Genomic DNA, 21791 nt, shown 5'->3' with positions numbered 1-21791 from the left:
TTGGCGGCAGCGCGGCCGCTTGTCGAATCCGCGCCGCCACCCGCCGAGGCAGTTATCATGCGCGCTCCCCCACGAGTCCTGCTGCCATGCCTGCGCTGCGCTACCTGCATTTGGACGTCTTTGCCGCCACTCACGGCGGCGGCAACCACCTCGGCGTGGTGATCGGCGCGGAACACTGGAGCGGCGAGGCAATGCAGCGTTTCGCACGCTGGACCGACCTCGTCGAAACCACCTTCCTGCTGCCGCCCACCGCCAGCGATGCCAGCTACCGCGTGCGCATCTTCACCCCGCACAAGGAGATCCCGTTCGCCGGCCATCCCAGCGTGGGCAGCGCGCATGCCGCGCTGGAGTGCGGCCTGGTGCAGCCGGTGGACGGCCTGCTGTGGCAGGAATGCGGCGCCGGCGTGCTGCCGATCCGGGTAGAGGGCGATGGCGCGAACCGTCGCCTGCTGCTGAAGTCGCCCGGCGAGCGCGTGCTGCGCACCGGCCGCGACGCGCATCCCCTGCTCGCCGCCGCGCTGGCCGGCATCGGCGCCGGCGCGCTGCCGCCTGCGCTGGTCGATGGCGGTCGCCGCTGGTGGCTGGCCGAGGTGGAAGGCGAAGCCGCCCTGCGCGCCTGGCAGCCCGACCACAGCGCGATCGGTGCGCTGGCCCACGCCAGCGACAGCATGGGCCTGTGCGCGTTCGCGCGCAGCACGCATCCCGATTACCAGCTGGTGGTGCGCGCCTTCCCCGCCGGCGTGGGCATCATCGAGGACCCCGCCTCCGGTGCCGCCAACGGCCTGATCGCCGCGTACATCGCGCAGGCCGAGCCGCACGGCGCGCTGGCCGGCGGCTACATCGTGAGCCAGGGTCGCGAGATCGGCCACGACGCCCAGCTCGTCGCTCGCATCGTGGACGGCACGGTGTGGATCGGCGGCCGCACCCACACCATCATCGACGGCACGCTTCACTGGAACGGCGAGTGAGCGCCGGAGCGCAGATCCTCGTCGACGCCGACGCCTGCCCGGTGCCGATCAAGGAGATCCTGTTCCGCGCCGCCGAGCGCGAACGGGTGATGGTGATCCTGGTGGCGAACCAGTACCTGCGCACGCCGCCCTCGCGCTTCGTGCGCGCGCTGCAGGTGCCCGGTGGCTTCGACGTGGCGGATCACGAGATCGCCCACCGCACCGCCGCCGGCGACCTGGTGGTGACGCAGGACATCCCGCTGGCCGCGGCGGTGATCGACAAGGGCGCGCTGGCGCTGGACCCGCGCGGCGAGCTGCACACCGTCGAAACGATCGCGCAGCGCCTGGCCATGCGCAACTTCATGGACGAACTGCGCGGTGCCGGCGTGGACACCGGCGGCCACGCGCCGTTCCACGCGCGCGACAGGCAGGCCTTCGCGAACCAGCTCGACCGCTGGCTGCAACAGCGCCGCACCTAGCAACCGCGCTCGTCGAGCCGCGCGCGCCGCGCCGCCACCTGCGACAGCACGGACCAGTCCACGTCCTCGTCGCCGGCCGCCAGCGCCTCCAGCAGACTGTCGCGCAGCACGCCGGCGAACGGCAGCGGCACCCGCGCCGCCGCGCCCGCGCTCAGCGCCAGCCCCACGTCCTTGTAGCCCAGCGGCAATGCGAAACCGGCCGGCTTGAAGCGCTGCGTGGCGATCAGCGCCGCGTAGCCCTGGTAGGCCGGCGCGGCGAACAGCGTGCCGGTCATCACGTCGAGGAAATCCGCCGCGCCGACGCCATGCGCACGCACCAGGGCGGACGCTTCGGCCATGCTCTCGATCGCCGCCGCCAGCATGAAGTTGCCCGCGATCTTCGCCACATTGGCACGCTCCGGCGCCTCGCCCAGCGGCCACACCCGGCTGCCCATCGCATCCAGCAGCGGACGCACGCGTTCGATCGCCCGCGCCTCTCCTGCGGCGAGGATGTTGAGCTTGCCCGCGGCGGCCACGTCCGGTCGGCCGAATACCGGCGCGGCGACGTAGCCCACGCCGCGCGCGGCATGCACCTGCGCCAGCTCCTTCGCCAGCGCCACCGATACCGTGGCATGGTTCGCGTGCACCGCGCCGGGTGCCATCGCGCCGAGTGCGCCACCGTCGAGGATCACGGCGCGCACCGCGTCGTCGTTCGCCAGCATGCTGAGCACCGCCTCGCCGCGCGCCGCCTCGGCGGGCGCCGAGGCCACCGTCGCGCCCAGCGCCGCGAGCGGCTGCGCCGCCGCCGGCGAGCGGTTCCACACCGTCACTTGATGGCCTGCCCTGAGCAGGTTCGTCGCCATCGCGGCGCCCATCGCGCCAAGGCCCAGAAAACCGACTTTCATGTGCTGTGCTCCCGGGGTATCCGATCCATGCAGTGAAACATCCGGGGTGTTCAGCTCCCGCGAAACCGTCGCGTCACACCGCTTCGCCCGCCGCGTGTCCCGAGGCCCACGCCCACTGGAAGTTGTAGCCGCCCAGCCAGCCGGTGACGTCCACCACCTCGCCGATGAAATACAGGCCGGGCACGAGCTTCGACTGCATCGTGCTGGAGGAGAGGCCGTCGGTATCCACGCCGCCCAGCGTGACCTCGGCGGTGCGGTAGCCCTCGGTGCCGCTCGCCGTGATCGGCCAGTCGTGCAGTTGCCGGCCGATCTCGCGCAGCTCGGCGTCGCGGTACTGGCGCATCGGGCGGCTCGGGGACGCGGAGAGCGACCAGGGATGGTCGCTGCCTTGAGGAGCGAGGAAGCACAGCTCGCACAGGCGCTGCGCGAGGCGCCTGGGCAGGACATCGGCCAGCACGTTCTTCAGCTCGGCAGCCGGTCGCGCGGCGCGCTGCGCCGGCAACCAGTCGCCGAGCCCGGCATCGGGCGCGAGATCGAGGCGCAGCTCGTCGCCCGGCTGCCAGTACGAGGAAACCTGCAGGATCGCCGGCCCGCTGAGCCCGCGATGGGTGAACAGGAGGCCCGCGCGGAACGCGTGCCTGCCCACCCTTGCCTCGGCCAGCGGCAGGGCCACGCCGGCGAGCTCGGCGTAATGCTCCTGGTGCTTGCCGCTCAGGGTCAGCGGCACCAGCGCCGCGCGCACGGGCAGCACCGCGTGGCCGAACTGGCGCGCCAGCGCGTAGCCGAAACCGCTGGCGCCCATGCTGGGGATCGACAGGCCGCCGCTGGCCACCACCAGCGATTCGGCGTGTACCTCGCCGCGCGCGGTGAGCACGGTGAAGCCCTCCCCCGTCCTGCGCACGCGTTCCACCGCGCAGGAGGTTTCCACCCGCACGCCCGCCGCGGCGCATTCGTCCAGCAGCATGCGCACGATCTGCTTCGACGAATCGTCGCAGAACAGCTGACCCAGCTCCTTCTCGTGGTAGGCGATGCGGTGCTTCTCCACCAGCGCGATGAAGTCGACCGGCCTGTAGCGCGCCAGCGCGGACTTGGCGAAATGCGGATTCGCGCTGAGGTAATTCGCCGGCGAAGCGCCGATGTTGGTGAAGTTGCAGCGCCCGCCGCCGGACATCAGGATCTTCTTGCCCGGCTTGTTCGCGTGATCCACCACCAGCACGCGCCGGCCGCGTTGCCCTGCGGTGATCGCGCACATCAGGCCTGCGGCGCCGGCGCCGACGATCAGTACGTCCGTTTTCACATCCGCATCCTCGGCGCCGGGGCGCGCATTATCTCGCGTAAACTGTCCGCTTCGTTCCCCATCGAGCCACCGCCATGCCTTCCTTCGACGTAGTCTCCGAAGTCGACAAGCACGAACTCACCAATGCGGTGGACCAGGCCAACCGCGAGCTGGCGAACCGCTTCGACTTCAAGGGCACGGACGCGAAGTTCGAGCTGGACAAGTTCGTGATCACGCAGAGCGCGCCCAGCGACTTCCAGCTGCAGCAGATGCTGGACATCCTGCGTGGCCGGCTGATCTCGCGAAAGATCGACGTCCGCGCGCTGGACATCGGCGAGGTGGAGACCAACCTCGCCGGCGCGCGGCAGAAGATCACCGTGAAACAGGGCATCGAGCAGCCGGTCGCCAAGAAGCTGGTGGCCGCGCTGAAGGAGGCCAAGCTCAAGGTCGAGGCGCAGATCAACGGCGACAAGCTGCGCGTCACCGGCAAGAAGCGCGACGACCTGCAGGCCGCAATGGCGGTGCTGCGCAAGACCGACGTGGAGCTGCCGCTGCAGTTCGACAACCTGCGCGACTGAGCCGCCCCTAGCCACCCAGCCCGGCCACCACGCTCACGCTGATGGCGAGGATGAACACGTTGAAGAAGAACGCCACCACGCTGTGCAGCAGGGTGATGTGCCGCATGCGCCGGCTGCTCACGGCGACGTCGGAAGTCTGGAAGCACATGCCGATCACGAACGAGAAGTAGACGAAGTCCCAGTAGTCGGGGCGGTAGTCCGGCCCCAGTGCGGAAGGGAAATCCAGCCCGCCCTGCAGGCAGTCGTCGTCGCCGTAATAGCTGTGCGCGTAGTGCAACGCGAAGCTGGTGTTCACGAACAACCACGACAGCACCACGCTGGCCGTGGCCACCGCCACCGCCAGCGCACCGCTTCTGGCGGCGTGCAGCTCGGTGGCCAGCGCGCCCAGCACCACCAGCGAGACCGCCACCACCACCGCCAGCGTGGCATGCCGGCCGGTGTCCTGCAGCCGCGCCTGCCGTCCCAGGTGCTCGGTGCTGCAGCGGCAAAACATGATCGCCAGCGCGACCAGGTAGAGCAGCGCTCCCAGGTCGAAGCCCAGCAGCACCGCCAGGGGCAGGCGCACGCCGATCGAGCTGAGCAGCATCACCGCGAGCACGAACACCGCGGTGCTGGTGCTCAGCCGCGGTCGTGCGCGAATGAAGCGCAGCGGGCGCCAGCGCGAGGCCGCGCCCGCGCCGCCGGATGCCGGCGTATTCACGCGAGCAGGTCCGCGTAGTCCGGATGCCGCTGTATCCAGGCCTCGGCATAGCTGCACAGCGGCACCACCTTCCAGCCCTTCATGCGCGCGTAGTCCAGCGCCGTGCGCACCAGTTCGCCGGCCACGCCGCGGCCGCCGGCCGGCGGCGGCACCGCGGTATGGGTGATCGCCATGCCGCCCTCCGCCAGCGTGTAGTCGAGCACGCAGAGCGTGTCTTCCACCGTCACCTCGAAACGTTGCGCGCCGCGGTTGTGCTGAATGTCGAGCTCCATGGCGGTCTCCTGGAAAGATGCCGCCAAGCATACCGCCGCCGTCAGGCCGCCAGCTCGTCGCGGGCCAGCGCGCGGCGGCGGCGCACTGCCGCGGCGAGGCATTCCAGCACCTGCAGCGAGTCGTCCCAGCCGAGGCAGCCGTCGGTGATGCTCTGGCCATAGGTCAGCGGACGGCCGTCCACCAGATCCTGGCGGCCGGCGACGAGGTGGCTCTCCACCATCGCGCCCACGATGCGCGATTCGCCCGCCTCGAGCTGCGCGGCGATCCCGGCGACCACTCGCGGCTGGTTCTCCGGGTTCTTGCCGCTGTTGGCGTGGCTCGCATCGATCATCACCCGCGCCGGCAGGCCGGCCTTGCCGATGGCGGCGCAGGCAGCCTCGACGCTGGCCGCGTCGTAGTTCGGCACCTTGCCGCCGCGCAGGATCACGTGGCAGTCGCGGTTGCCGCTGGTGGCGGCGATGGCGGCCTGGCCCTGCTTGGTCACCGCGAGGAAGTGATGCGGATGCGCCGCTGCCTGCACCGCGTCCACCGCCAGCTTCACGTTGCCGTCGGTGCCGTTCTTGAAGCCCACCGGGCAGGACAGCCCCGAGGCCAGTTCGCGGTGCACCTGGCTCTCGGTGGTGCGTGCACCGATCGCGCCCCAGGCCACCAGGTCGGCGAGGTACTGCGGCGAGATGATGTCGAGGAATTCGCTGCCCGCCGGCACGCCCAGCGCGTTGATGTCGCACAGCAGCTGGCGTGCCACGCGCAGCCCCTTGCGGATGTGGAAGCTGCCGTCCAGGTCGGGGTCGTTGATCAGCCCCTTCCAGCCCACCGTGGTGCGCGGCTTCTCGAAGTACACCCGCATCACGATCTCCAGCTCGCCGCCGAGCCGCTCGCGCTGCGCCGCCAGACGCTGCGCATACTCCAGCGCGGCGCGCGGATCGTGGATGGAGCACGGGCCGATCACCACCGCGAGGCGGTCGTCCGTGCCGTCGAGGATGCGGTGCAGCGCTACGCGCGCCTGGCCCACGGTGGCGAGCGCGGCGGGCGGGGCGGGGCACTCGTCCATCACCTCGGCGGGCGTGGCGAGCGGGGTGATCGTGCGGATGCGCAGATCGTCGGTGGCGGACTGGGACATGGCGGCGGCTCTCCTCGGATGGGGTGCCAGCGGCGGCCATGAAAAAAGCCGCCTGTGCTGCTGGCGGCTTTCGGGATGGGGTCTCAGGACTTCATGACAAACACACCCACGCCTCCGCCAGCGCTTTGCGGTAGCCATAAAACCAGAAGTACTGGCAGGCGGTGTGGGTCATGGGAGGCCAGTGATAACACAGGCTTTCGCGGCACGCAAAGTCCTTTTGCGCATATCCGCCGCTTCCGCTAATTTCCGGCGGATCGACCGGGGGACGCCAGTGGCCACGCTCATACCTTCCCGCAACAGCTGCCTGCCACGGATGACCGGCGGCGAGAAGCGCGTGTCCGAACGGCTGGAACAGAAGCTGGAGGACGACTACCTGCTCTGGTACGACGTGCCGATCGGCCTCAGGCAGCGCCGCCCCGACTTCGTGGTGTTCCATCCGCGCCGCGGCCTGCTGGTGCTGGAGGTGAAGGACTGGAAGGCCGATACCATCCGCCAGGCCGACAGGACCCAGTTCACCCTGGTCACCGAGCGCGGCCTGGCGAAGGAAACGAACCCGCTGCTGCAGGCCCGCGCCTACGCGCTGGAGATCGGCGTGGTGCTGGAGCGCGACCCGGCGCTGCGCTTCCCGGAAGGCCACCGCCACGCCGGCAAGCTGGTGATGCCCTGGGCCTGGGGCGCGGTGCTGGCGAACATCACGCGCAGGCAGTTCGACGAGGGCGGGCTGGACGCGGTGATCCCCGGCCATCTCGCGATCTGCCGCGACGAACTGTACGAGACGGTCGACGCCGAGGCGTTGCAGGAACGGCTGTGGGCGATGTTCCCGCAGGTGTTTCCGGTAACGCTCACCCTGCCGCAGATCGACCGCGTGCGCTGGCACCTGTTCCCCGAGATCCGCGTGGAGCCGGGTAGCGGCCAGTTCGGCCTGTTCGCCGCCGAGGGCAAGGATGCGCGCGCACTCGAGATCCCCGACCTGGTGAAGGTGATGGATGCCCAGCAGGAGCAGCTGGCGCGCTCGCTGGGCGACGAGCATCGCGTCATCCACGGCGTAGCCGGCTCGGGCAAGACCATGATCCTGGGCTTCCGTGCGATGCAGCTGGCGCAGGCGATGAGCCGGCCGATCCTGGTGCTCTGCTACAACAAGACGCTGGCGGCGCGGCTGGAGCAACTGATCGGCGAGCGCGGCCTCGGCGACAAGGTGCAGGTCTACAACTTCCACCGCTGGTGCCGGCGCATGCTGGACAGCTACCACGTGGAACTGCCGCCCAGGGGCGAACACTTCTTCGAGGCGATGGTGGAGCGGGTGATCGAGGGCGTGGACAAGGGGCAGATCCCGCGCTTCCAGTACGGCGCCGTGCTCATCGACGAGGGCCACGACTTCGAGCCGGACTGGTACAGGCTGATCGTGCAGATGATCGACCCGGCCACCAACTCGCTGCTGGTGCTGTACGACGACGCGCAGAACATCTACGGCAAGCCCGGCCGTCGCCGGCTGAGCTGGAAGAGCCTGGGCGTGCAGGCGCAGGGCCGCACCACCATCCTCAGGCTCAACTACCGCAACACGCTGGAGATCCTCGCGGTGGCCCGCAACTTCGCCGGCGAGCTGCTGGCCGCGCGCGGCAGCGACGACGATGGCGTGCCGCTGGTCGCCCCCGAAAGTGCCGGGCGGCGCGGCCCGCTGCCCGAGCTGATCCGCACCGACAGCGCCGCCGCACAACTCGATGCGCTGGTCGCCCAGCTGCGCGACGAGCACGCCCACGGCCGCCCCTGGGGCGAGATGGCGGTGATCTACCGCGCCGGCTGGGAAGGCGAGAAGCTGCACGAGGCGCTGCAGCGCATCGACATCCCCTCCAGCCTCGCCGACGAGCACGGCAAGCAGGCGCTGTTCGTGGTCAAGGACAGCGTGAAGCTGCTCACCATGCACTCCTGCAAGGGCCTGGAGTTCCCGTTCGTGATCATTCCCGGCCTCGGCTCCCTGCCGCGCGAGGGCCAGCGCGAGGTCGACGAGGCGCGCCTGCTCTACGTGGCGATGACCCGCGCCACCGAACGGCTGGTGCTGATCCACCATCTCGACTCGGTGTTCTCCAAGAGCATCCGCGACTCGATCAACGAGGTGCAGGCGCAGCTCGCGCCGCCCGGTTGAGCCGGCCCGCCCGTCTCGCCGGGTTCACCCGGACGGGCGCAGGCTCCCGTCCGTGGCGCCACGCTCCGCGCCACCGGAGGAGCTTCGATGAAACGCACCGCCTGGCTCGCCACGTTCCCGCTGCTCGCCCTGCCTGCGCTCGCGCTGGCCGTGGAGGGCTATACCACCGCCAACGTCAACCTCCGCGCCGGACCGGACGCCGGCTACCCGCTGATCGACACCATCCCGGCCGGTGCCCCGCTGGACATCCAGGGCTGCACCAGCGGCTGGGAATGGTGCGACGTGATCTTCCAGGACGAGCGCGGCTGGGTCGCCGGCAACTTCATCCAGTACGACTACGACAACCAGTATGTGCTCGTGCCCCGGTACGGCATGCAGATCGGCATACCCATCGTCACCTTCGTCATCAACAGCTACTGGAGCAGCCACTACCGCGATCGCCCGTTCTACCGCGAGCGTACCCGCTGGTACGCACGCCCCATGCCGCGCCGGCCGCCTCCGCCGCCCGCGTACCGCCCGGTGCCGCCGCATCGCAACCCGCCGCGAGGCAACCCGCCGCAACGGCCCGCACTCCTGCCACCTGGAGCGCGGCCAGCCGGGCCTCCCCGCGCACCCGTCGCGCACCCGGGCAACGGCAAGCCCGCGCCCGCGCACGGCAGGTCCGAATCCAAAGGCAAGGACAAGGACAAGGACGGCCACCAGGACCATTGATCCATCATCCCCGTCAGCGCCCGTGCCGGTCGAACCGCGGCCGCCACGGGCACTGCGCTAGACTGCGCGCACCTCGTTGCCCGGAACCCGCTGCATGCGCCGTCTGTCCGCCGCGTTCGCCGCCATCCTGCTGGGCGCTCTCGCAGCCACGCCGCCGGCATCGGCCGCCGGCAAGGTCACCCAGCTGCAGAAGATCGACCGCGTGGTCGGCAGCGGCACGGTGGCGCGCGACGGCGACACGGTGCAGGTGAACTACACCGGCTGGCTGTACGACGCGAACGCGAAGGACCACCACGGCGCGGAATTCGACAGCTCGGAAGAGAACGGCGAGCCGATCCGCTTCACGCTGGGCGCAGGCGAGGTGATCGCCGGCTGGGACCAGGGCATCCGCGGCATGCACGTGGGCGGCAGGCGCACCCTGATCATCCCGGCCCGGCTGGCCTACGGCAGCCGCGGCGCCGGCGACGCCATCCCGCCGGACGCCGCCCTGGTGTTCGACGTCGAGCTGGTCGGGGTGCGCTGAGCCGCACGGCGCTTCAGGCCTCGACGAGATCGTCGTCCGCGGCATCGGCCACCACGCGGTTGCGCCCGCCGCGCTTGGCGCGGTACAGCGCGGCATCCGCTTCCTTGCACAGGCGCTGGGCGTCGTAGCCGGCGATGTCGGTGAAGGCCACGCCGACGCTGGCGGACACCCCGACGATCACGCCGTCACTCTCCACCCGCGCCGCCTCGACAGCCAGCCGGATGCGCTCCGCGATCGCCACGCCCTGCGTGCGCGAACACGCGGCCAGCAGGATGCCGAACTCCTCTCCGCCCAGCCGGCCGAACAGGTCGACAGTACGCAAGTGCCGCCGGCAGACGGCAACGATGTGCCGCAAGACTTCGTCGCCCATGGCATGACCATGGGTGTCGTTGACCTGCTTGAAGTGATCGAGATCGATGAAGACCAGGCAGGCCGCGGCGGCACGCTTCTCCAGCAGGCGCAGCGTGCGCTCCACCTCGGTCATGAAGTGCTGGCGGTTGAAGGTCGCGGTCAGGCCGTCGAGGTGCGACAGCTGCTTGAAGCGCAGTTGCGAACGCCTGAGCCGGAACATCCACAGCGCGGCGAAAGCCAGCGCCATCAGCAGCAGCGCCAGGTACAACCGGTTGGCTTCCGCCTTCTGGGCGTCCCGTTCCTGCCGTACGCGCAACAGCGCGTTCTGCCGGCCCAGTTTTTCCGTCTCGAGCTTCTGCGCCAGCAGGTGTTGCTGCACAGTCTGGTAGGCGATTGCGCGCGCATTGACGTCGTCGAGGTAGGCCTTGTCCAGCGCGGCGTACTTCTTGTAGTAGCCGAGTGCCGCGGCGGCGTGGCCCTGCCGATTCTCGATGCGGTAGAGCACCTGGTAGGTGTCTTTGAGCCATGCGCCGATATCGTCCGGTTTTCCCGCGGCGATCACGGCGAGGGCAGCCTTCCGGGCGCCATCGTCGTCGCCGACGGCAGCCAGCGCCTGCGCCCTGTCCACCAGAGCCGACAGCTTGTTCGGGGCATAGTCGTTGCCGTCCACGCTGGGAGCGATCCGACCGAGCAGGGCAAGCGCCTTGCGCGGCAGGCCCTCCTGTACGTACCGGTCCGCCAGCGTGACCGTCAGGTCGGTGTTGTAAACCGGTTCCGTGGCCATCGGGCAGGCCGTCAGCGCCTGACGCAACTCCGGGCTGTCGGACTTGAGCCGATGGCCGGTGTCGAGTGCCACGACCAGGGCGGCGGCGGCATAGCACGGACTGCTTCCAGCAGGAACGGCATCCATCGCCATGCGCGCATAGCGGACAGCCAGGTCGGTCTGGCCAGCCAGGCCCAGCGATTGCGACAGGTTCAGCAGCACCACGTAGCGGACCTTGGCATCCGTGATCTGCGGCAAGCGTGCCGCGAGGCGATTGGCCAGTTCGAATGCCTCCGTGTAGCGCCGGGTAATCCCGTACTGGCTCAGCAACAGGGCGGCCGCACGGTCGGCCACGTGCGGATCGCCGGAGTGCCGGATGATGTCGCGAAACTGCACCTCCGACCTGGCGTATTCGCCTTCGAACATGGCTTCCCATGCGTCCAGATAGCGCAGACGCCATTGCTCATCCGGTGCCAGCCGGGAAGCCACCCGATTGAGTTCGGCCAGTTGGCGGACGAATCGCGGGTGATCCGTGACCGGCAACAACCAGGTCTGCCTGAGCAGCGCGGAGGGGTCGGCGACAGCGTCGGCGGCAAACCCGGCCTGGCAGAGCACGCAGCCCGCCAGGCCTGCCCACGCGAGCCACAACCGCAAGCTGTCCGATTGCCAGTGCATGCCGTTCGGGCGAACGCTAGAGCGCCGGGTCGCCCTACTCCGGGAGCGGAAGATGGCCGATCGGTCGGGCGCCGCGTTCCACGGACCGCGTCCCGCCGTGCGACGGTGCCGGCATGCCAGCCGTCCGGCCGGCCGATGTCCGGCACTGCAACGCGGTGAAGCCGGCCGCTTCCGGCGATTCAATCGCATCCATCATGGATTCCCCCATTCCGGGATCATAACGCCGGCGGCGGGCCAATGTGCGCGGAACTGCTGTCGTGCAGCGGCGGCGCTCAGCCAGCGACGGACACCCTATTCCCGGCACCGGCCTCCACCCGGTTGCGCCCGCCGCGCTTGGCGCGGTACAGCGCGGCGTCGGCCTCGCGGCAGAGGCGTCGCAGGTCGTGGCCACAGGCGCCGGTACAGGCCAGACCCAGGCTCGTGGATATCGTAATGACGGCCCCTTCGCACTCCACCGCGGTGGCCTCGACCGCGCTGCGGATGCGCTCGGCGATCGCCACGCCCTGTTCGTGCGAGCAGCCCACCAGCAGGATGCCGAACTCCTCGCCGCCCAGCCGGCCGAACAGGTCGCCCGGACGCAGCTGCTGCCGACCGGCCACCACCACCTGGCGCAGCACCTCGTCGCCCATGGCGTGGCCGTGGGTGTCGTTGATCCGCTTGAAGTGGTCCAGGTCGATGAAGACCAGGCAAGCGTTGCCGGCGCGCTTCTCCAGCAGGCGCAGCATTCGGTCCACCTCGCCCATGAAATGCTGGCGGTTGAACACCGCGGTCAGTCCATCGAGGTGGGACAGCTTCTTGAAGCGCAGCTGCGAGCGCTTGAGCCGGAACATCCAGAGCAGGGCAAAAGCCAGCACCATCAACAGCAATGCCAGGTACAGTCGATTGGCTTCCACCGTCTTGGCGTCCAGCGTCTGCCGCATGCGCAGCAGCGCGTTCTGCCGGCTCAGGTTCTCCGTCTCCAGCTTCTGCGCCAGCACGTGCTGCTGCACCGCCTGGTAGGCCATCGCGCGTGCATTGACGTCGTCGAGGTACGCCTTGTCCAGCGCAGCGTATTTCTCGTAGTAGTCGAGTGCAGCGGCGGTATCGCCCTGCTTTTTCTCGATGTGGTAAAGGACTTCGTAGGTGTCTTTCAGCCAGTTGCCGGAGTCGCCTGCTGGCCTTGCGGCGATGGCAGCCAAGGCCGCATTCCTGGCGGCAACATTCTCGCCCACAGCAGCCAGTGCCTTCGCCCTGTCCACCAGCGCCTCCAGCTTGTAGGGAACATAGCCGTTGACGTCGAGCTCGGGCGCGATCCGGTCGAGCAAGGCAAGCGCCTTGCGTGGCTGCCCCTCCTCAATGTGCAGCTCGGCGAGCTTGAGCCACAGGTTCGCGTTGAAAACCGGTTCACTGGCCACGGGACAGGCATCAAAGGCCTGTTGCAACTCCGGGCTGTCGGATTTGAGTCGATGACCGTCGAAGAGCGCCTCGATCAGAGCGGAAGCGGGATAGCACAGGCTGTCGCCGGCAGGAACGGCAGCCATCGCCATGCGCGCGTAGTGCACAGCCACGTCGGTCTGGCCGGCCTCACCCAGCGATATGGACAAGTTCTGCAGCAATGGCAAGCGAGCCTTCGCGTCCGTGACCTGCGGCAGACGTGCCGCGATGCGATTGGCGAGTTCGAACGCTTCCGTGTAATGCCGAGTGAGCCCGAGCTGACTGAGCAGCATGGCAGATGCACGATCGGCCAAGGCCGGGATATCGGAATGCTGGATGATGTCCTGGAACAGCGCCTCCGACTTCGCGTAATCGCTCTCGTACATGGCCTCCCATGCGTTCGAATACCGCAAGCGCCACATCTGATCCGGTCTTAGCCTGGATGCTTCCTGATTGAGCAATGCCAGTTGCTGCAGGAAGCGCGGATGGTCCGTGGTTGCAAGAGCCTGGGTCTGCTTGAGGTAGACATCGGGGTCGGCAATGGGCGTGGCGGCCAGGCTCGCCCGCCAGCACAGACCGCTGGCGAGGCCCGCCCAGACGGCCCATTGCCGCAGACTGCTCGTCCAACGGGACATGCCGCTACACCTGTCGCCCCTCAGTGCGAGAGGGCTTGCTTGGCGGGAGAGGACGGGGAGCGATCAGGCTGGGATGGCTCCGGCAGCGGGGCGTCCTCTTCTTCCTCTTCATCCCCGTAGCCTGGCGAATTCATCTGGGGCGCTTCCGATATCTGCTGAAGCCCCAGTTCATGGCGCAAAGGCGCACCATCGCCCAACGCCACCGCCATCGACAATCCGGCGCTCGCCTGCGCCTGCTCCAGCGCGCCCTTTAGTTCGTCAGCCTGTGCATAGCGCAGTGACGCATCGCTACCGATGGTTTCCAGCAATTCGATCGTATCGGTCATGTTGTTCCCCCTGCCCCCATGTTCGGTCGGCACTGACGTGCCGCACCGTCCCGCTTCAGGTCGCCGTAGCTTCCTGTCCCCTCAAATCCAGCGCCTGCAGCCGTTCAAGCATGTCACGGTTCGGCTGCAAGGTCACGGCTGGCGGCAGCACCACAGTTTCCTCGGCGGTCAACGACACCCTGGCCAATTCACGCAGGGTGATGCGCTGGATGCGCGGCCGCTCGATGGGCAGGGTGGCACCACGGTAGATGATGACCTCGTGGTCGGGCGGATAGTCCTGCTCCAGCCGCTCCACCAGCAGGGCACGATAGGCCGGTCCGTTGTCGAAACGTCCCACGGAACGGTTGCCGACCACTCCGACCTGCCACAGCACCAGGTAACCCGCGGTGTCGATACGCCGCTCGCAGTACAGCAGTTGGCTGGCCTCGAAGTGCTGGCAGCCATAGCGCCCAGGGTCGATGCCCAGATCGGCGTAGAGGCAGTCTTCGGCCGAAATGCCCGGTTCCATGTGCGCCTCGTAGCCCTCTGCGCGCGCCTGTTCGATCACCTTGTGCGGCGACCAGGCAAAGATGCCGGGGTGGCCGTAGAACACACCGCAGACGCGTTTGCCATAGCGCAGCTCGACCATCATCAGCGCCACCCATTCGCGGTAGGTCTTCATGCGCGGCTTGCCCTCGGCGTAATTGGGCTGCAGGCTGCGCACGTCCGGCTGCATGCGCTTCAGCCACTCTTCCGCGATAGGGTCGGAAAGCGCCGCAAACACCACGTCCGCCTGCACGATGTGGCTGCGCGCCAACGGGGTTAGATGGGAGCCCAGGGTCATGCCCAGTCCCACACAGCTCAGGCTGCCGCGGCGGGTGTCGTTCGAAGATGGCGAGGCGGCTGGAATCATCGCGCGATCATAGAGCAAGTCCGGGTGGCGCCATGGTTGGCGGCGGATGAGTGGCGGGCGACTGCCGGAACCCGGGTTTGCGGAAAGCACGCCCCGTGCCAACCCATGCCTAACGGCACGGTTGCGCGGCGCCGCGGCTCGCTAGTCTTGCGAGCTTTGCCCCCCGCGAGGACAGACCCGTGCGCAAGCCGCTGCAGACGAGCTTGCTGGCAGCCCTGCTGCTGGCCGGTTTCCACCATCCGGCGCGGGCCGCCGATGCCAAACCGCCGGCCGCAACGGAGGCGCCGGGCGCCAGCGACGGCTTCCACCTGCCGCCCTTCCCCGCCGACGCCCACGTTGCGCAGTCCACCACCGTGGAAGGCCGCACGCTGAAATACACCGCCACGGTGGGCACGCTGCCGGTGCGCGACGAGAAGGGCAAGGTGATCGCGCAGGTGATGTTCACCGCCTACACCATGCCGGGCAGGAACCGCCCGGTGACCTTCGCCGTCAATGGCGGCCCCGGTGCGTCATCGGTCTACCTCAACCTCGGCGCGATCGGCCCGAAGAAGGTGAACTTCGGCGTGGAGGGCGACAATCCCTCCGATCCGGCCGTGCTGCACGACAACCCCGGCACCTGGCTGGGCTTCACCGACCTGGTGTTCATCGACCCGGTGGGCACCGGTTTCAGCCGTGCGCTGGTGGACGACAAGCAGGCCACCAGGGACTTCTACAGCACCGATGCCGACATCCACTACCTGTCGCGCATCGTCTACGACTGGCTGGTGAAGAACGGCCGCATGGAGTCGCGCAAGTACCTGGTGGGCGAGAGCTACGGCGGCTTCCGCGGACCGCGCATCACCGACTACCTGCAGACCCGGCTCGGCGTGGCGATGAACGGCGTGGTGCTGCTGTCGCCCTACCTCGACCCGGCCGCGTCGGACGACAGGAACGTCTCGCCGCTGCCGTGGATGCTCACCCTGCCGTCCATCGCCGCCGCGCACCTGGAGCGCGAGCACAAGCTCACGGCTGAGGCGATGCAGCCCATTGTCGACTACACCCGCACCACCTACGCCACCACGCTGATGCAGGGCCGTGGCAACCCGGCCGCCACCGACGCGATGATCCGGAAGGTCACCGAGCTCACCGGCCTCGACCCGCTGTTCGTCAAGCGCTCCGGCGGCCGGCTGGAAACGCAGGCCTATCTGCGCGAGGTGTATCGGGCCGAAGGCAAGCTGGGCAGCCGCTACGACTCCAACGTCACCGCGTGGGATCCGTTCCCGTATGCGCCGCACCAGGAAACCGGCGACCCCATCCTCAACGGCATCATCGCGCCCACCACCACCGCGATGGTGAACTTCATCACGCGGACCGTGGGCTGGAAGTACGACGGCCGCTACAACGCGCTCAGCTACGCCGTGAACCGGCTGTGGCACGAGGACGATGACGCCCGGCTCGGCTCGGTGAAGCAGCTGCGCGAGGCGGTGGCCAACGACCCCGGCCTGCGTGTGCTGATCGCCCACGGCTGGGACGACCTTTCCTGCCCGTTCATGGCCTCAGTGCTGATCGTCGACCAGATGCCGGCGATGGGCGACCCCACCCGCGTCGAGGTGAAGGAATACCCCGGCGGCCACATGTTCTACGCGCGACCGTCCAGCCAGGCCAGCCTGCTGCACGACGTGAAGACGCTGTACGGGGTGAAGTGACTCCGCTCCCGCCTGCCTGCGGGCATGCGGGGGAGGCGCCATGGAGGGCGCCGCGTCGAGGGGCGCGGAGAGGGTATTCCGGGGATGCGTTCACCTTCCGTGGTACACGACCGACCGATGATGGCGCACGGTGCCGCTACGGCGCACACTTGCGATCCGCCACATCCCTGATGAGGTGTCCCATGAAATCCGCCCTGACCGGCCTGTTCGCGTTCACGTTCGCGGTTGCCGCGAACGCCGCCCCCGCCCAGACGAAACCGAAGGCTCCCGCCTACACCCCGCTGCGTCCGGTCGCCGACTGCCTGCGCACCGACCGCATCAACGAGTGGCACATCGTCGACGACCGCACGGTTACCGCCCGCACCGGCCCCGACCGCTACCTGGTGAAACTCCAGGTCGCCTGCCCGCGCCTGAGCTACGGGCCGCCCACCCTGCTGTTCCATTCCAATCGCGCGAACCAGGCGGTGATCCCGTTCAGCATCTGCGGCGAGGCGGGCGAGTCGGTGCGCGCGCTGGGCCAGCCGCCCTGTCCGATCCAGTCGGTGCGCAAGATCGACAAGGCCGAGTTCGACAAGCTCAGCGCGCACGCCAGCCGCAGCGGCAGCGGCGCCAACCAGCCCAGCAAGCCGTGACCCGCGCGAACGAAAAGAGCCCGGCGCTTGGCCGGGCTCTTCGTTTTGCGCATCAGTGACTACGATCAATCGCCATCGTCGTCATCGCGCACGTAGCGCGTGGGGTAGCCATTGTCGTAGATCACGGTGCGGGTCACCACGCGACGCGTCACCACCGGCGCATCTTCATAGACCACGGTGGGCGGGCCGTAGACCACCGGCGGCTGCGCGTAGTACACGGGCCGCGGCGCCAGCGCGTCGCTGACGATGCCGGCCACCGCACCGGTGACGATCGCGCCGGCGATCCAGCGGCCGCCACTCCAGTAGCCGCCGTGGTGGTAGTAGCCGCCATGGCGCCAGCCGTCATGGTCCCAGCCGCCGCGATGACCCCAGCCACCGCCGTGACCCCAGCCATGCGCGGACGCACTCAGCGGCATCGCCACCGCGGCGGCCACGGCCAGACCGATCGCCATCCACTTGCCGACATTGCGCTTGGACATGACAGAAACCTCCGTTGATTGCGGGAGCGATGCTGGGCCCGATGCGCTTAATCCGCACTGAAGGATTCGCCTAAGCAAAACCTCAGCGCTTGATTCGTGATGTGGCCCACGGATCGACTTCGGGTGCACGGCGCGGCCTGAGCAGCCAGCAGCCGTGGATGTCGGCGCGGCGCGCGAAGTCGAACGGGATGCTCGCCACGCTCCAGTCCTCGATCTCGAAACGCTCCGCCAGGGCCGCCTCGTCCAGCTTGAAGCGGCGGAAATTGTTGGAGAACACGATCACGCCGTCGTTGGCCAGCCGCTCGCCGCAGGCTTCCAGCAGCGCCACGTGGTCACGCTGCACGTCGAAATCCTCGGCACGCTTGGAATTGGAGAAGGTGGGCGGGTCGACGTAGATCAGCCCGTAGTGCCCGCGATCCTGCCGCAGGAACGTGAGTGCGTCGGCCTGCATCAGCCGGTGCTTCGCGCCGGTGAAACCGTTCAGCGCGAGGTTGCGCGATGCCCAGTCGAGATATGTCGCCGACAGGTCCACGCTGGTGGTGTCGCGCGCGCCGCCCGCCGCCGCGTACACGCTGGCGGTGGCGGTGTAGGCGAACAGGTTGAGGAAGCGCCGGCCCGCGGCCAGTTCGCGCAGCCTGGCGCGCACCAGCCGGTGGTCGAGGAACAGGCCGGTGTCGAGGTAGTCGGTGAGGTTGACCAGGAACTTCAGGCCGCCCTCCTCCACCTCGACGAACTCGCCGCGCTGGTCGAACTGGCCGTACTTGGAGCCGCCCTTGCCGCGCTCGCGGGTCTTCACCGCGATGCGCTCGCGCGGCACCGCGAACACCTCGCCGGCCACGCGGGTGATCTCGCGCAGGCGGATGCGCGAGGTTTCGGCGGGCACATCGGCCGGCGCGCGGTATTCCTGCACGTGCAGCCAGGCGTCGCCGCCCTCGCGCGCGTAGACGTCGACCGCGGCGGCGTACTCGGGCAGGTCCTGGTCGTAGGCACGCCAGCAATGGATGCCCTCGCGCGCCAGCCGCTTGCGCAGGTGGCGCAGGTTCTTCTCCAGCCGGTTCTTCAGCATCTGCGCGCCGGCGGAAAGCGGCTTCGGCTCGCGCGGCGCCTCGTCGCGCGGACGGATCTCGAACGTGAGCAATTGGGTTTCCAGCGCGCCGTTGTAGAGCGCGTACTTCTTCTCGGCGTGCAGGCCCAGCGCGCGGCCCAGCTCCGCATCGCCCGCCAGCACCGCGGCGCGCCAGCCAGCGAACCGCGTGCGCAGGCGCTCGCCCAGCGCGTGGTACAGCGCGGGCATCGCCGCCCGTTCGCCCAGCCGTTCGCCGTACGGCGGGTTGGTGATCACGAGGCCGCGTTCCACGCCGGCCGGCGGCTCGACGTGCGCCACGTCGCGCTTCTCCAGCGCGAGGAAGCCGGCCACACCCGCTTCCTGCGCATTGCGCTTGGCGGTCTGCACCATGCGCGGATCGGCATCGCTGCCGAAGAAGCAGGGGCGCAGCCGCTGGAGGCCCGCCTCGGCGCGCTGCCGCGCCTCGTCCAGCAGGCCGCGCCACAGCGCGAGGTCGTGCTGCTGCCAGCCGAGGAAGCCGTAGTAGTCGCGGCGCCAGCCCGGTGCCACGTCGGCCGCCATCAGCGCGGCCTCGATCAGCAGGGTGCCGGAGCCGCACATCGGGTCGAGCAGGGCGCCGCCCGAGGCGTAGATCTCCGGCCAGCGCGCGCGCAGCAGCATGGCGGCGGCGAGGTTCTCCTTCAGCGGTGCCTCGCCCTGCAGCTCGCGCCAGCCGCGGCGATGCAGCGGCGAACCGGCGAGATCCAGCGACAGCGTGGCGCGGTCGCGCTTCAGGCGCAGGTTGAGGCGCACGTCGGGTTCGTCCGTGTCCACGCCGGGGCGCGTGCCGCCTTGCTGGCGGAACTGGTCCACCACCGCGTCCTTCACCCGCTGCGCGACGAACTGGCTGTGCGTGAGCTTGCTCAGCGCGGTGTGCGCATCCACCGCCAGCGTGGCGTGGGCAGCGAGGTGTCGCGACCAGTCGATGGCCTGCACGCCGGCATACAAGGCCTCGTCCGTCGCCGCGTCGAACTCGGCCAGCGGCAGCAGGATGCGGCTGGCGAGGCGCGACCACAGGCAGGCGCGGTAGGCGGTTTCCAGCGGACCGGCGAAATGCACGCCGGCCAGCGCCTCGCGCACGTCCTGCGCGCCCAGCGCGGCCAGTTCGTCGCGCAGCAGGTATTCAAGGCCCTTGGGGCAAGTCGCGAAGTAACGGTTCATGCCAGCGCCCCCAGCAGTACGTCGAATTGCGCAGCGATGGCGTCCATGCTGGCGAGCAGGCGATGGTCGTCGTCCAGCAGCAGCAGCGGCAGCCGGCGCGGCGCGGCGAAGGCCAGCACCGCCGACACCGGGCACACCTCGTCGCGCCAGCCGTGCACCAGCATCGCCGGCACGCCGGAACGCACGTCCAGCGCCTGCGCGAAGCCGGGGATCGCCGGCGGCGTGGCGAGCAGGAACAGGGCCGCCACCGGCGCCTCCAGCGAAACCAGCGCCGAGGCGAACGCGCCCATGCTGGAGCCCACCAGCACCGGCGGTGTTTCGCAGGCGGCGATGGCGGCGCGCAGTTGCGCCACGCGGGGCGCCACGGCATCCGCATAACCGTTGCCGTCGTGCGCGCGGAAATCCGGGCGCTGCGTGCGCCAGCCCCGCGCTTCGGCGCGGGCCGCCAGCGCGCTGATCTTGGTGGCGCCAGGGCTGGAATCCAGGCCGTGCGAAAGGATGATGTGGCCGCGCATCGCGGTCTCCGAGGGTCGTGGGTGCCGCATGCCGCGGTTGTCCATGATAGCGGGCGCCGTGCGAGACTCCGCGCATGCCCACGCTCGCCATCCACGACCAGCCCCTGCCGTACGTGGCGGAACTGCCAGAGCGCCCCGCGGACGCGGTGACCCTGGTGGTGATCCACTGCACGGAACTGCCCGACCTCGCGACCGCCCGCGAATACGGCGAGAAGGTGCTGTACGACAGCGGCGCCGGCAACAGCGGCCACTACTACATCGACCGCGACGGCACGGTGTACCGCTACGTGCCCGGCACGCGCGTGGCGAACCACGTGCGCGGCTGGAACCCGCCATCCATCGGCATCGAACTGGTGAACATCGGCCGCTACCCGGACTGGTTCGATTCGCGCCGGCAAACCATGACCGAGCCGTACCCGGCGGCGCAGGTCGCCGCGCTGCGCGCGCTGCTGGCGCAACTGCGCGGCGAATTCCCCGAGCTGCGCCAGATCGCCGGCCACGAGGATCTGGACACCGCTCGCGTGGCGGCCAGCGACGATCCTTCGAAGACAGTGCCGCGCAAGCTCGATCCCGGCCCGCTGTTCCCGTGGGACGCCATCGTCCCCGCCAGCGGCCTGGAACGGCTGCGCTAGACTGCGCCCACCTTCCCCGGCTCGCGTCCGATGCCCGAGTTCACCGTCCAGCCGTTGCTGCGGTCGACCACCGTCGCGGCACACGACGTGCACTGCCGCGGCGAATGCCGCCACCGCAGCGCGGAGGAGTGCGCGGCGGCGACCCAGCTGGTGTTCCCCTACCGCGGCCTGTTCCTGCGCCACGTGGGCAGCACGCAGTCGGTGGCCGACGCCAACCACGTGCTGTTCTTCAACGCCGGCGAGGGCTACCAGGTCAGCCACCCCGTGACCGGCGGCGACGCCTGCCTGTCGCTGTCTGTCTCGCAGCCGCTGCTGCTCGAACTGGCGCCGGCCGCGCTGTTGCAGCGGCGGGATGTCCCCGTGTTCCACGGCCAGTCGCTGCGCATCGACGAACGCGCCCAGGTGCTGGTGGCGCTGCTGCGCCACAGCCTGCGCCACGGCAGCATCGAGCCCCTGGAAGCCGAGAGCCTGGCGCTGACCCTGGTGTGCCGCAGCCTCGGCCCGCGCACCACCCATGCACCCGGCGCCACCCACGCGCGGCAGCGGCTGGTGGACCGCGCCAAGCTGCTGCTGGCCAGCGACCTCACCCGGCGCTGGACGCTGGCGGAGATCGCGGCGGAAGTCGGCGGCTCGCCGGTCTACCTCACCCAGGCCTTCCAGCAGGTCGAGGGCATGCCGCTGTACCGCTACCACCTGCGCCTGCGGCTGGCACGCGCGCTGGACCGGGTCGCCGAGTGCGAGGATGTCGCCGCGTTGGCGCTGGACCTCGGCTTCTCCAGCCACAGCCACTTCAGCGCCGCGTTCCGCCAGGCCTACGGACGCACGCCCAGCGAGTTCCGCCAGGCCGCGCTGGCGCCGAAGCGGTGAACGGCTAAAGATCCTGACAGCCGCCGACG

The 21791-nt window shown here is 69.4% G+C and carries 22 protein-coding genes; 10 read left to right on the top strand and 12 right to left on the bottom strand.

Translation table 11 applies throughout. From position 1 onward, the window contains the following. Positions 1 to 86 precede the first annotated feature (86 nt). Both ACQGNW_RS11325 and ACQGNW_RS11320 read left to right on the top strand, forming a co-directional pair. Positions 87 to 968: a PhzF family phenazine biosynthesis protein gene (locus ACQGNW_RS11325; protein WP_426663266.1), complete on the top strand. Its 882-nt coding sequence runs from the start codon at positions 87 to 89 to the stop codon at positions 966 to 968. After that, a complete protein-coding gene (locus tag ACQGNW_RS11320; RefSeq protein WP_426663265.1) occupies positions 965 to 1426 on the top strand; it encodes a YaiI/YqxD family protein in 462 nt (153 codons plus the stop codon). Before ACQGNW_RS11325 ends, ACQGNW_RS11320 begins: the two co-directional genes overlap by 4 nt. Here the strand turns inward: ACQGNW_RS11320 and ACQGNW_RS11315 are convergent. Both ACQGNW_RS11315 and ACQGNW_RS11310 read right to left on the bottom strand, forming a co-directional pair. Then, on the bottom strand, positions 1423 to 2343 hold the full coding sequence (locus ACQGNW_RS11315) for an NAD(P)-dependent oxidoreductase (protein ID WP_426663651.1): 921 nt from the start codon (positions 2341 to 2343) through the stop codon (positions 1423 to 1425). The two genes, ACQGNW_RS11320 and ACQGNW_RS11315, sit on opposite strands and share 4 nt — an antisense overlap. 40 nt (positions 2344 to 2383) lie before the next feature. Then, positions 2384 to 3607: a BaiN/RdsA family NAD(P)/FAD-dependent oxidoreductase gene (locus ACQGNW_RS11310; RefSeq protein ID WP_426663264.1), complete on the bottom strand. Its 1224-nt coding sequence runs from the start codon at positions 3605 to 3607 to the stop codon at positions 2384 to 2386. Positions 3608 to 3681: 74 nt separating this feature from the next. Here ACQGNW_RS11310 and ACQGNW_RS11305 point away from each other — a divergent pair, with 74 nt between their 5' ends. Next, the gene (locus ACQGNW_RS11305) at positions 3682 to 4164 is read left to right on the top strand and encodes a YajQ family cyclic di-GMP-binding protein (RefSeq protein WP_426663263.1); all 483 of its coding nucleotides are present in this window, start codon (positions 3682 to 3684) and stop codon (positions 4162 to 4164) included. Between the two features lie 7 nt (positions 4165 to 4171). Here ACQGNW_RS11305 and ACQGNW_RS11300 read toward each other — a convergent pair whose 3' ends face one another. From ACQGNW_RS11300 to ACQGNW_RS11290, 3 genes are read right to left on the bottom strand one after another with little or no spacing between them, the layout of a single operon-like run. Next, entirely contained in the window at positions 4172 to 4864 is a 693-nt protein-coding gene (locus ACQGNW_RS11300; protein ID WP_426663262.1) for a DUF1345 domain-containing protein, read from the bottom strand. After that, positions 4861 to 5136, bottom strand: coding sequence for a GNAT family N-acetyltransferase (locus ACQGNW_RS11295; RefSeq protein ID WP_426663261.1), 276 nt, complete (start codon positions 5134 to 5136; stop codon positions 4861 to 4863). The genes ACQGNW_RS11300 and ACQGNW_RS11295 overlap by 4 nt, the downstream gene beginning before the upstream one ends. Before the next feature lie 41 nt (positions 5137 to 5177). Next, positions 5178 to 6257 carry a 3-deoxy-7-phosphoheptulonate synthase gene (locus tag ACQGNW_RS11290; protein WP_426663260.1) on the bottom strand — a complete coding sequence of 360 codons (1080 nt, stop codon included), beginning with the start codon at positions 6255 to 6257 and terminating at the stop codon, positions 5178 to 5180. A gap of 313 nt (positions 6258 to 6570) precedes the next feature. Between ACQGNW_RS11290 and ACQGNW_RS11285 the strand changes: the two genes are divergently transcribed. The 3 genes from ACQGNW_RS11285 (at position 6571) to ACQGNW_RS11275 (ending at position 9631) form a co-directional block, all read left to right on the top strand. Next, on the top strand, positions 6571 to 8397 hold the full coding sequence (locus ACQGNW_RS11285) for a 3'-5' exonuclease (RefSeq protein WP_426663650.1): 1827 nt from the start codon (positions 6571 to 6573) through the stop codon (positions 8395 to 8397). An 87-nt stretch (positions 8398 to 8484) separates the two neighbouring features. Beyond that, entirely contained in the window at positions 8485 to 9108 is a 624-nt protein-coding gene (locus tag ACQGNW_RS11280; protein ID WP_426663259.1) for an SH3 domain-containing protein, read from the top strand. A gap of 94 nt (positions 9109 to 9202) precedes the next feature. After that, positions 9203 to 9631: an FKBP-type peptidyl-prolyl cis-trans isomerase gene (locus tag ACQGNW_RS11275; RefSeq protein ID WP_426663258.1), complete on the top strand. Its 429-nt coding sequence runs from the start codon at positions 9203 to 9205 to the stop codon at positions 9629 to 9631. Between the two features lie 13 nt (positions 9632 to 9644). On the opposite strand, the gene ACQGNW_RS11270 is transcribed toward ACQGNW_RS11275, so the two are convergent. The 4 genes from ACQGNW_RS11270 to ACQGNW_RS11255 all read right to left on the bottom strand — a co-directional run bounded on the left by ACQGNW_RS11270 (position 9645) and on the right by ACQGNW_RS11255 (position 14686). Further along, positions 9645 to 11609 carry a tetratricopeptide repeat-containing diguanylate cyclase gene (locus ACQGNW_RS11270; protein ID WP_426663257.1) on the bottom strand — a complete coding sequence of 655 codons (1965 nt, stop codon included), beginning with the start codon at positions 11607 to 11609 and terminating at the stop codon, positions 9645 to 9647. 83 nt (positions 11610 to 11692) lie between these two features. Continuing rightward, positions 11693 to 13468: a GGDEF domain-containing protein gene (locus tag ACQGNW_RS11265; protein WP_426663256.1), complete on the bottom strand. Its 1776-nt coding sequence runs from the start codon at positions 13466 to 13468 to the stop codon at positions 11693 to 11695. 20 nt (positions 13469 to 13488) lie between these two features. Beyond that, on the bottom strand, positions 13489 to 13794 hold the full coding sequence (locus tag ACQGNW_RS11260; RefSeq protein ID WP_426663255.1) for a hypothetical protein: 306 nt from the start codon (positions 13792 to 13794) through the stop codon (positions 13489 to 13491). A gap of 55 nt (positions 13795 to 13849) precedes the next feature. Then, positions 13850 to 14686 carry an SAM-dependent methyltransferase gene (locus ACQGNW_RS11255; protein ID WP_426663254.1) on the bottom strand — a complete coding sequence of 279 codons (837 nt, stop codon included), beginning with the start codon at positions 14684 to 14686 and terminating at the stop codon, positions 13850 to 13852. Between the two features lie 191 nt (positions 14687 to 14877). Here ACQGNW_RS11255 and ACQGNW_RS11250 point away from each other — a divergent pair, with 191 nt between their 5' ends. After that, positions 14878 to 16371 carry a S10 family peptidase gene (locus ACQGNW_RS11250; protein WP_426663649.1) on the top strand — a complete coding sequence of 498 codons (1494 nt, stop codon included), beginning with the start codon at positions 14878 to 14880 and terminating at the stop codon, positions 16369 to 16371. 182 nt (positions 16372 to 16553) lie between these two features. Beyond that, positions 16554 to 17003 carry a DUF6491 family protein gene (locus tag ACQGNW_RS11245; RefSeq protein ID WP_426663253.1) on the top strand — a complete coding sequence of 150 codons (450 nt, stop codon included), beginning with the start codon at positions 16554 to 16556 and terminating at the stop codon, positions 17001 to 17003. Between the two features lie 65 nt (positions 17004 to 17068). On the opposite strand, the gene ACQGNW_RS11240 is transcribed toward ACQGNW_RS11245, so the two are convergent. The 3 genes from ACQGNW_RS11240 to ACQGNW_RS11230 form a co-directional block, all read right to left on the bottom strand. Beyond that, on the bottom strand, positions 17069 to 17482 hold the full coding sequence (locus ACQGNW_RS11240; protein ID WP_426663252.1) for a hypothetical protein: 414 nt from the start codon (positions 17480 to 17482) through the stop codon (positions 17069 to 17071). Positions 17483 to 17564: 82 nt separating this feature from the next. Further along, on the bottom strand, positions 17565 to 19748 hold the full coding sequence (gene rlmKL / locus ACQGNW_RS11235; protein WP_426663251.1) for a bifunctional 23S rRNA (guanine(2069)-N(7))-methyltransferase RlmK/23S rRNA (guanine(2445)-N(2))-methyltransferase RlmL: 2184 nt from the start codon (positions 19746 to 19748) through the stop codon (positions 17565 to 17567). Then, positions 19745 to 20263, bottom strand: a complete 519-nt coding sequence (locus tag ACQGNW_RS11230; protein WP_426663250.1) for an alpha/beta hydrolase — start codon at positions 20261 to 20263, stop codon at positions 19745 to 19747. The genes rlmKL and ACQGNW_RS11230 overlap by 4 nt, the downstream gene beginning before the upstream one ends. A gap of 74 nt (positions 20264 to 20337) precedes the next feature. Between ACQGNW_RS11230 and ACQGNW_RS11225 the strand changes: the two genes are divergently transcribed. Next, on the top strand, positions 20338 to 20895 hold the full coding sequence (locus ACQGNW_RS11225; protein ID WP_426663249.1) for an N-acetylmuramoyl-L-alanine amidase: 558 nt from the start codon (positions 20338 to 20340) through the stop codon (positions 20893 to 20895). 30 nt (positions 20896 to 20925) lie between these two features. Further along, positions 20926 to 21762: a helix-turn-helix transcriptional regulator gene (locus tag ACQGNW_RS11220; RefSeq protein ID WP_426663248.1), complete on the top strand. Its 837-nt coding sequence runs from the start codon at positions 20926 to 20928 to the stop codon at positions 21760 to 21762. Positions 21763 to 21791 lie beyond the last annotated feature (29 nt).

The sequence above is a fragment of the Rhodanobacter aciditrophus genome (assembly GCF_050026795.1).
Taxonomy (GTDB): domain Bacteria; phylum Pseudomonadota; class Gammaproteobacteria; order Xanthomonadales; family Rhodanobacteraceae; genus Rhodanobacter_A.
The sequence above is the reverse complement of the archived record's forward strand: the minus strand, read 5'-3'. Positions and strand labels throughout refer to the sequence as shown.

Bases quoted from the DNA above. Each gene is read 5' to 3' on its own strand.
- ACQGNW_RS11325 (WP_426663266.1), top strand. From the start codon at position 87: ATGCCTGCGCTGCGCTACCTGCATTTGGACGTCTTTGCCGCCACTCAC.
- ACQGNW_RS11305 (WP_426663263.1), top strand. From the start codon at position 3,682: ATGCCTTCCTTCGACGTAGTCTCCGAAGTCGACAAGCACGAACTCACC.
- ACQGNW_RS11295 (WP_426663261.1), bottom strand. From the start codon at position 5,136: ATGGAGCTCGACATTCAGCACAACCGCGGCGCGCAACGTTTCGAGGTG.
- ACQGNW_RS11290 (WP_426663260.1), bottom strand. From the start codon at position 6,257: ATGTCCCAGTCCGCCACCGACGATCTGCGCATCCGCACGATCACCCCG.
- ACQGNW_RS11285 (WP_426663650.1), top strand. From the start codon at position 6,571: ATGACCGGCGGCGAGAAGCGCGTGTCCGAACGGCTGGAACAGAAGCTG.
- ACQGNW_RS11280 (WP_426663259.1), top strand. From the start codon at position 8,485: ATGAAACGCACCGCCTGGCTCGCCACGTTCCCGCTGCTCGCCCTGCCT.
- ACQGNW_RS11275 (WP_426663258.1), top strand. From the start codon at position 9,203: ATGCGCCGTCTGTCCGCCGCGTTCGCCGCCATCCTGCTGGGCGCTCTC.
- ACQGNW_RS11270 (WP_426663257.1), bottom strand. From the start codon at position 11,609: ATGCGATTGAATCGCCGGAAGCGGCCGGCTTCACCGCGTTGCAGTGCC.
- ACQGNW_RS11265 (WP_426663256.1), bottom strand. From the start codon at position 13,468: ATGTCCCGTTGGACGAGCAGTCTGCGGCAATGGGCCGTCTGGGCGGGC.
- ACQGNW_RS11260 (WP_426663255.1), bottom strand. From the start codon at position 13,794: ATGACCGATACGATCGAATTGCTGGAAACCATCGGTAGCGATGCGTCA.
- ACQGNW_RS11255 (WP_426663254.1), bottom strand. From the start codon at position 14,686: ATGATTCCAGCCGCCTCGCCATCTTCGAACGACACCCGCCGCGGCAGC.
- ACQGNW_RS11245 (WP_426663253.1), top strand. From the start codon at position 16,554: ATGAAATCCGCCCTGACCGGCCTGTTCGCGTTCACGTTCGCGGTTGCC.
- ACQGNW_RS11240 (WP_426663252.1), bottom strand. From the start codon at position 17,482: ATGTCCAAGCGCAATGTCGGCAAGTGGATGGCGATCGGTCTGGCCGTG.
- rlmKL (WP_426663251.1), bottom strand. From the start codon at position 19,748: ATGAACCGTTACTTCGCGACTTGCCCCAAGGGCCTTGAATACCTGCTG.
- ACQGNW_RS11230 (WP_426663250.1), bottom strand. From the start codon at position 20,263: ATGCGCGGCCACATCATCCTTTCGCACGGCCTGGATTCCAGCCCTGGC.
- ACQGNW_RS11225 (WP_426663249.1), top strand. From the start codon at position 20,338: ATGCCCACGCTCGCCATCCACGACCAGCCCCTGCCGTACGTGGCGGAA.
- ACQGNW_RS11220 (WP_426663248.1), top strand. From the start codon at position 20,926: ATGCCCGAGTTCACCGTCCAGCCGTTGCTGCGGTCGACCACCGTCGCG.